Here is a 7813-nt window from a genome sequence, read left to right as displayed (position 1 = left end):
GGCCCCGGCGCCGCTGCGCCGGGGCCCGCCCCGTCTCCGTGCAGACCTCGTTCTCCGTACGGACCGCCGTGTCGGCCTCCGTACGGACGTGCTCAGTGCTGCTGCGGCGGTGCCTCCTCCTCGGTGTCCATCTGGTTGAGGATCTCGCGCACGCGCTCGGTGGGCAGCGCCGAGCGGAGCGCCAGCCAGAGCACGAGGGCGGTGAGGGCGAGGCAGGCGACGGCGCCGAGGTTGAAGTCGAGGAGGCCGAGGTTGCCGGCCTTCTCCTTCTGCTCCGGGTAGTCGCCGACGTAGCTGATGACGGCCAGTCCGGCGTACCAGACCAGGATCCACCAGCCGTGCTTGAAGTCGAGCGGGGGCGTCTGCTGCTTGGCGACGGAGTAGTACACGGCCATCAGCACATAGCCGAGGATGATCGCCAGGAAGAGCTTCCAGTTGGTGTCCCAGCCCGTCCAGTACACGATCAGGTTCGTCGACCACAGCGCGAGGAAGCCGATCACCCACACCCACTTGTCGCCCAGCCGGAACGGACGTACGTGCTCGGGGAGTTGCTTGCGCATCGCGAGCAGGACGAGCGGTCCGCAGCCGAAGGAGAGGACGGTGGAGTTGGTGACGAACTCGACCAGCTTGCTCCAGCCGGGGAACGGCAGGAAGAAGAAGCAGCCCACGATGAACGCCAGGACGAGGCTGACCCACGGGACGCCGGTGCGGTTGACCTTGGCGAGGCCCGCGGGGGCGTTGCCGTTGCGGCCCATCGCGTACGAGATGCGCGCGGTGACGCCCGCGTAGATCAGGCCGGTGTCACCGGGGGAGATGATCGCGTCCGCGTAGAGGATGCCGGCCAGCCACACGGCGCCGAGGATGCCCGCGATCGCCGCGAGCGGGCCGAAGGTCGCCAGGACGTCGCCGTGCGAGCTGAAGTGGGCGCCGACCGCCTGCCAGCCCTCGGCCTTGATCGCGCTGCTGGGCACGGCGCCCAGGAAGGCGATCTGGAGCAGGATGTAGATGACGCCGCAGATGACGACGGACCCGATGAGGGTCAGCGGAACGTTCCGCTTCGGATTGTCCGTTTCGCCTGCGAGTTCCACACCCTGGCGGAATCCGAAGAATGAGAAGGCGATACCTGCCGTGGCGACGGCCGAGAAGACTCCTTGCGAGCCGTACGGAGCGAAGCCGCCGAATTCCGGGGCGGTGATGTGGTCCGGGTTGAAGCTCAGTCCGAAGAAGACCCCGATGACGACCAGGATGACGACGAGCTTCCACCACACCAGGATGTTGTTGATGCGGGCGAACCAGCGGACGCCGAAGAAGTTGACGATGACGAAGACGGCCATCAGCACGATGGATACGCCGGTGCCGGCCGGAGTGAGGACCGCCTCCCCCTCCTGGATCTTCTGCAGCCACGGAATGTAATTGGTGGAATACTGCACGACGGCCAGCACTTCGACCGGCGCCACCGCCGCTGCGGCGATCCACGTGACCCACCCGATGGAGAAACTCGTGAAGGAGCCGAACGAATAGTGCGGGTACCGCGCGACGCCGCCCGAGTGCGGGAACATCGTGCCGAGTTCGGAGTACGTCATTCCGATGATGACGAACATGACACAGCCTATGGCCCACGAGACGATGGCCGCGGGCCCAGCGAGCTGGGACGCGTCCAGCGCACCGAAGAGCCAGCCCGAGCCGATGATCGAGCCGACGGCCGTGAACAGCAGGCCGATGGTGCCGAATTCGCGTTTGAGTTTCTTGTCGTCGCCGCCCTCGTGTAGCGGTGTTTCCGGGCTGCTCTCCACGGCCATGTAACGGACTCCTCCTGGCTTCCTCGTCTGCTCGCCGGTCCCCCGTGATCGGAACACGGCTCGCCGGAACCACAGCAGCCTGCGCGCACCACCCCATTTCTGTCCAGTACGAGCGTGCTTTCGCGGAAGTCGTCGGTAACCGGGGCTCAGTTTTTCGGGCCAATTCCGGCAATCACGTGATGAATTGCACAGCCGCGGTTGTGTGGCTCATGCGCCCGCGCGGCGAAAAAGCTGTGTGCCCACCGTCATCGAGGCCGCGGCAAGAAGTACCGCCGCCAATGCGCCCACCGCGATACGGCCGTCTCCGTAATCACCCGTGAACGCAGCGCGTACGGCGTCCACGAGATAACGGAAGGGCACGAAGTGCGAGACCGCGTCGAGCCAGGACGGTGCGAGCGCCATCGGCAGCAGGATTCCCGAGAGCAGCATCGCCGGCAGATTGAACGCGTTGATGACCGGCGCGAACTCCTGCGGCGTGCTGACCCGCATCGCCAGCGCGTACGACAGCGACGCGAGCGACAGCGCGAGCACGCCCACGAAGAGGAAGCCCACGGCGACGCCCATGACGGGAGCCCGCAGTCCGAAGACGACGCCGGCCGCCACCAGCAGCAGCGACTGCGCGAGGAGTTGGAGGACGTCGCGCAGCAGACGCCCCAGCAGCAGCGCGAGCCGGCTCACGGGCGTCACCCGCATCCGCTCGATCACTCCGTGGTGCTTCTCCAGGATGATGCCGAAGCCGGCGAACGCCGAGCTGAAGAGCCCGAGTTGGACGAGCAGCCCCGGTACGAGCGTCTGCCAGGAGTCGCCGTCGCCGCCGAGCGGGATCCTCTCCAGCAGCGGGCCGAAGAAGACCAGGAACATCAGCGGCTGGAGCAGCCCGAACAGCATCGCGGGCCGTGAGCGCAGCGTCTGCCGCAGATAGCGGCCGAAGACGACGCGGGTGTCGGTGAGGAGTCGGGGCATGGCGGATCGGATCTCCTTGGGCGTGCGTCGGCACGTTCGGTGCCGTGACCGGGGCAGGGGTCAGGGGGGGGGCGGGGCCGGTCGGCGTGGGCGTGCCGTTCAGACCGCGACGGGTGCGGGCGCGGAGCTGTCCTCCGTACGGGGTCCGCGTCCCGTGACGCCGATGAACGCGTCCTGCAGTGAGGCTCCGGGGCCGCCGCCGTACCGCGTCTTGAGTTCCTCGGCCGTGCCCTCGGCGGCGATCCGTCCGTGGTCCACGATCACGAGCCGGTCGGCGAGCGCGTCGGCCTCGTCGAGGTAGTGGGTGGTGAGGAAGACGCTCGTCCCCGACTCGTCGCGCAGCCTGCGGATCAGGTCCCACAGATCCGCGCGGCTGCCCGGGTCCAGCCCGGTCGTCGGCTCGTCGAGGAAGAGGACGCGCGGCCGGTGTGTGAGGGCCATCGCGATGTCGAGCCGCCGCCGCTGTCCGCCGGAGAGCGTGCCGCAGGGGCGGCCCAGTACGCCGGTGAGGCCGAGGTCGTCGGCCAACTCCGCGGCGCGGTGGGCGGCTTGGGCCTTGGTGAGCCGGTAGAGCCGGGCCTGTGTGACCAGCTCCTCGTGTACGGAGACGGCCGGGTCCACGCCGCCGGACTGTGCCACGTAGCCGATCGTCGTCCGCACGCCCGCGGGGTCGCCCGCCAGGTCGTGCCCGGCCACGGTCGCCGTGCCCGCGGTGGGCGGCAGCAGGGTCGTGAGCATCCGGAGCGTGGTGGTCTTCCCCGCTCCGTTCGGGCCCAGCAGGCCGAGGATCTCGCCGGGCCGGACGGTGAGGTCGATGCCGCGCACTGCCTCGACGGTGCCGGTCTTCGTACGGAAGGTGCGGGCGAGCCCGGAGGCGCTGAGTACGGGTGCGGTCATGACGGCTACAAAAACAGAGCCGCTGAAAAATTGCAATGCATCTAAGTTTGGCCTGTGGCTAAGTTTCGCTCCTGCCCAAGTTTTCAGCGTGTGCAGTGACATGGCTACGATGCCCGCATGACCAGTGGCGAGGGGACGCGGCGTACGGGCGGAGCGCGGAAGGGAGCGCAGGCGCCGAGCGGAGCGAAGACGGGGGCCCGGACCGAGGCACGGACCGAGACGCGAGCCGGAGCGCGCACCGAGGCGCCCGCCGAGGGCAGGCGGGAGCGCAAGAAGCGCGAGACGAGACGGCGGATCTCCGACGTCGCCACCGGGCTGATGCTGGAGCGGGGCTTCGACGCGGTGACCGTCGCCGAGGTCGCTGAGGAGGCGGACGTCTCCGTCAACACCGTCTACAACTACTTCCCCGCGAAGGAGGACCTCTTCTTCGATCGCGAGGGGGAGATGACGGAGCGCCCCTCCCGCATCGTCCGGGAGCGTGCTCCCGGTCAGTCCGCCGTACGGGCCCTGCTGGCGCAGCTCCGCGAGGACATCACTTCGCGCAGCCTCTACGGCGGTGTGGTCGAGGGCTATGACCGCTTCGCCCGCCGCATCCACGAGGCCTCCACGCTGATGGCCCGGCTCCACGCGATGCACCAGCGCACCGCCGACCGTCTCGCCGCCACCCTCCGCGAGGAGACCGAAGCGCCTCCCGACGACCCCCGTCCCGAGCTGGTGGCCGGTCAGTTCGTGTACTTCGCCAACGCCCTTTTCCGTACGACGACGATCGCCGTCTCGCGCGGTGCGTCGTCCGAGGAGGCCGTGCGCGACGCGCTGGAGCGCGTGGCCGTGTTCGAGTCGCTCGTCACGGAGGAGTTCCTCAACTACGCGGAGCGGCCCGGGGGATGAGCCCCCTGCGCAGAGCCGGGTCGCCGCACGCCACGGCGGTCGCGCGTCCCCGCAGCGGAGCCGACCCGGCCAAGTCGTACGGATCGGACAGTCCCGGTGTGATGTCCGCCATGTGAGACGTGACGCGTGTCTCTTCGCCGCCACAAGGTTGTCGTGAAGCGCTAATGTCCGCCCAACAGTCGTTCACGCAAAGGCAAGGGCAGGTAGGGCCAGGTGGCAGTCGTGGGGAAGAAGCTCGCCGTCGTCGGAGCCGGTCTGATGGGTTCCGGCATCGCTCAGGTCTCGGCCCAGGCGGGCTGGGACGTGGTTCTGCGCGATGTGACCGGCGAGGCGCTCACCCGCGGCACGGACGGCATCAAGGCCTCGTACGAGAAGTTCGTGAGCAAGGGCAAGCTGGAGGCCTCCGCGGCCGAGGAGGCGCTCGCGCGCATCACGACCACCACCGATCTGGACGCCGCCGCCGAGGCGGACGTGGTCGTCGAGGCGGTCTTCGAGAAGATCGAGGTCAAGCGCGAGATCTTCGGCAGGCTCGACACGCTGGTGAAGGACGAGACGATCCTCGCCTCCAACACCTCGGCGATTCCCATCACCAAGATCGCGGCGGCCACGTCACGGCCCGAACGGGTCGTCGGCACACACTTCTTCTCACCCGTTCCGATGATGTCGCTGTGCGAACTCGTACGCGGTCACCGCACGAGCGACGAAACCCTCGCCGCAGCACGGGAGTTCGCGGAGTCGGTCGGCAAGACCTGCATCGTCGTCAACCGCGACGTGGCGGGCTTCGTCACCACACGGCTCATCTCCGCGCTCGTCGTCGAGGCGGCGAAGCTGCACGAGTCCGGCGTGGCCACCGCCGAAGACATCGACACGGCCTGCAAGCTGGGGTTCGGCCACGCGATGGGGCCGCTGGCCACGGCCGACCTGACGGGCGTCGACATCCTGCTGCACGCCAGCGAGAACATCTACACCGAGTCGCGCGACGGGAAGTTCGCGCCGCCGGAGTCGATGCGACGGATGGTCGACGCCGGCGACATCGGCCGCAAGAGCGGCCGGGGTTACTACGAACACTGAGACACACACGCACATACGACGGACCGACTGCCGCTCTGCGCGGGCGCGTTCGAGAGGGCGTCGCCCGCGAGGGTGAACTCCGTACCGGTTCGAGCACGGACGGCAACCAGGTTGCGGCGATCGCAGTCAGTTGTGATGAGACATTCAGACGTGAAGGTACGCACAGCGAAGACACCATCCGGGGAGCGGTTATGCAGATCAGGGGCGACCATGCCGAGCTGGCCGTCGGGGGTCGCCTCGACGTGCGGAGCGCGGCGGACGCCCGTACGGTCCTGCACTCCGCCGTCGACTCCGGCGACGGCGACCTGGTGCTGGATCTGGCAGGACTCGACTCGTGGGACGCGACGGGGCTCGGCGTCATCATGGGCGCGCACCGGCGGGCGGGCCGCTGCGGCCGACGGCTCGTACTGCGCGACGTACCGCCGCAGATGCAGCGGCTGTTGGTGGCCACACGGCTGCACCGGATTCTTGCGATCGAGGGTGGATTGACCGCCTCTGAGGCGCAGATTCTCAGCAAGCTTGACGTGCACGGCGGTTCAGCCTGAGCCGTCGCGGTAATACTGTGCCGGAAGCAGCGCCCGGTTGCTGCCGTTCGCGTCGACCTGCGACGGGAGAGCCGAAAACGGCGAGGCGTGCTCGTACCGGAGTAACTGGGGGCAGTCCAGCATGGTTCAGCACGGAAGCACACGGCACGGCAGCGGCGACGGTGACGGCGCCGGCAGAGACGGCACCGGAGGCATAGGCGGCGCCGGCGGCACAGGCGCAGGGGAGCCGGAAGCGCGGCGCCCCGTACGCATCGTCGTCGGCAGGCAACTGCTCACCGTCAACCCGGTCGACGGCAGCGAGATGGAGCCCTGTCCTCCGGCCGAACTCCCCGGCGTGCCGCGGAAGCTGACGCTTCGCGAACGGGCCGTGTACGCACGGCACTCCGCGGAGGCCGACGAGACCGGTACGTCCTCGTCCTCCGCTTCGGCTTCCTCCTCCGCGTCGGCAGATGCCCCCGCCGCGTCGTCTTCCGTGTCATCTGTGTCTTCCGCGTCGTCGTCGGCCGACGAGGACTCCCCGGCCGCCCCCGCCGCGTCCGCGTCGTTCACCTCCGGTCCGGCCTCGCCGGGTACCCGGGCGATACCCGTGCTCGAACGGGACGCGGAGCGCGACCGGCTGGCGGGCGAACTCTCCCGCGGACGTTCCGTACGTGTCACCGGACTCCCCGGTTCCGGGCGCACCACGCTGCTCGACGCCGTCGCCGCCCAGGTCGCCGACCTCGCCCCGGACGGCGTGATACGCCTCAGCGGCTACCGCCGTACGGCCACGGACCTTCTGCAGGAACTTTTCGCCTCCGTCCACGAGGCCTCCCGCCACCGCCCCGGCGAGCAGGAGATGCGCGAGGCGCTGCGCGCCGTCGGCGCCGTCGTCGTCATCGACGACCTGGCGGTCGGCGGCGACGCCCTCGGCCAACTCCTCGACGCCACCCCCGAATGCGCCTATCTGCTCGCGGCGACGCCGGACGTGCCGCTGCCCTCCGGCGACGTCCACGTGGAGGAGTACCGGCTGACCGGACTCAGCCGTACCGCGTGCCTGGAGCTGCTGGAGCACACCGTACGAAGACCGCTCACCGACGAAGAGGCCGACGCCGCACAGGACATGTGGTTCGCCTCGGAGGAGTCGTCCGGCGGACTGCCGCTGCGCTTCGTACAGGCCGGTGCGCTGCTGCGGTACGGCGGCAGGGCCGGCGAGCTGAACGGCCGCCGGAGCAGCGCCATGAGTGCCCGTGTCGCCGAGCGGCTCTCGTCGGTGGCGCGTGACACGCTGCGCTTCGCGCTCGCCCTCGGCGGCGAACTCCCGCACCGCACACACCTTCCCGCGCTCATCGGCGACCCCGTGGCCGACGAGGCGGAGGGCGAGTTGGCGCGCGCCGGGCTGATCACGTCCGCCGGCGGGCACTACCGGCTCGCGGACGGCGCCGCCGAAGCGCTGACCGAGGCCGGTTTCGCCGACGGCAAGGACGCACGCGCCCTGATGACGGCGCACCACTACGCCTGGTGGGTCGACCGCCCCTCGGCCGCTCCCGCACGCGTCGCCGTCGAGGCGGACGCGGTGCTGGCCGCCGTGCACGGCGCACAGGGCGGCGGCCATGTGAGCGCGGCGGTGCTGCTGGCCCGTGCGGCGGCCCCGGTGTTCGCGGCCTCGCAGCG

At 69.6% G+C, this 7813-nt stretch carries 7 protein-coding genes; 4 read left to right on the top strand and 3 right to left on the bottom strand.

The genetic code is table 11. The features are described from left to right. Positions 1–92: 92 nt before the first annotated feature. The 3 genes from AN218_RS23735 to AN218_RS23725 all read right to left on the bottom strand — a co-directional run bounded on the left by AN218_RS23735 (position 93) and on the right by AN218_RS23725 (position 3659). On the bottom strand, positions 93–1799 hold the full coding sequence (locus AN218_RS23735) for an APC family permease (RefSeq protein ID WP_070018933.1): 1707 nt from the start codon (positions 1797–1799) through the stop codon (positions 93–95). 207 nt (positions 1800–2006) lie between these two features. Next, positions 2007–2762: an ABC transporter permease gene (locus tag AN218_RS23730; RefSeq protein ID WP_070018932.1), complete on the bottom strand. Its 756-nt coding sequence runs from the start codon at positions 2760–2762 to the stop codon at positions 2007–2009. 99 nt (positions 2763–2861) lie between these two features. Next, the gene (locus tag AN218_RS23725; RefSeq protein ID WP_070018931.1) at positions 2862–3659 is read right to left on the bottom strand and encodes an ABC transporter ATP-binding protein; all 798 of its coding nucleotides are present in this window, start codon (positions 3657–3659) and stop codon (positions 2862–2864) included. Positions 3660–3776: 117 nt separating this feature from the next. Here AN218_RS23725 and AN218_RS23720 point away from each other — a divergent pair, with 117 nt between their 5' ends. The 4 genes from AN218_RS23720 to AN218_RS23705 all read left to right on the top strand — a co-directional run. Then, entirely contained in the window at positions 3777–4547 is a 771-nt protein-coding gene (locus AN218_RS23720) for a TetR/AcrR family transcriptional regulator (RefSeq protein ID WP_079132510.1), read from the top strand. Positions 4548–4769: 222 nt separating this feature from the next. Continuing rightward, complete coding sequence (locus AN218_RS23715; protein ID WP_070018930.1) at positions 4770–5618, top strand: 3-hydroxyacyl-CoA dehydrogenase family protein; 849 nt, start codon at positions 4770–4772, stop codon at positions 5616–5618. A 191-nt stretch (positions 5619–5809) separates the two neighbouring features. Beyond that, complete coding sequence (locus tag AN218_RS23710; protein ID WP_070018929.1) at positions 5810–6163, top strand: STAS domain-containing protein; 354 nt, start codon at positions 5810–5812, stop codon at positions 6161–6163. A 121-nt stretch (positions 6164–6284) separates the two neighbouring features. After that, the coding region (locus AN218_RS23705; protein ID WP_171908775.1) for an ATP-binding protein at positions 6285–7813 on the top strand (1529 nt) is incomplete at its 3' end.

The sequence above is a fragment of the Streptomyces nanshensis genome, from assembly GCF_001751255.1.
Taxonomy (GTDB): Bacteria; Actinomycetota; Actinomycetes; order Streptomycetales; family Streptomycetaceae; genus Streptomyces; species Streptomyces nanshensis_A.
The sequence above is the reverse complement of the archived record's forward strand: the minus strand, read 5'-3'. Positions and strand labels throughout refer to the sequence as shown.

What these genes read in the sequence shown, in the direction of transcription:
- AN218_RS23735 (WP_070018933.1), bottom strand. Translation starts at nt 1,799, where the DNA reads ATGGCCGTGGAGAGCAGCCCGGAAACACCGCTACACGAGGGCGGCGAC.
- AN218_RS23730 (WP_070018932.1), bottom strand. Translation starts at nt 2,762, where the DNA reads ATGCCCCGACTCCTCACCGACACCCGCGTCGTCTTCGGCCGCTATCTG.
- AN218_RS23725 (WP_070018931.1), bottom strand. Translation starts at nt 3,659, where the DNA reads ATGACCGCACCCGTACTCAGCGCCTCCGGGCTCGCCCGCACCTTCCGT.
- AN218_RS23720 (WP_079132510.1), top strand. Translation starts at nt 3,777, where the DNA reads ATGACCAGTGGCGAGGGGACGCGGCGTACGGGCGGAGCGCGGAAGGGA.
- AN218_RS23710 (WP_070018929.1), top strand. Translation starts at nt 5,810, where the DNA reads ATGCAGATCAGGGGCGACCATGCCGAGCTGGCCGTCGGGGGTCGCCTC.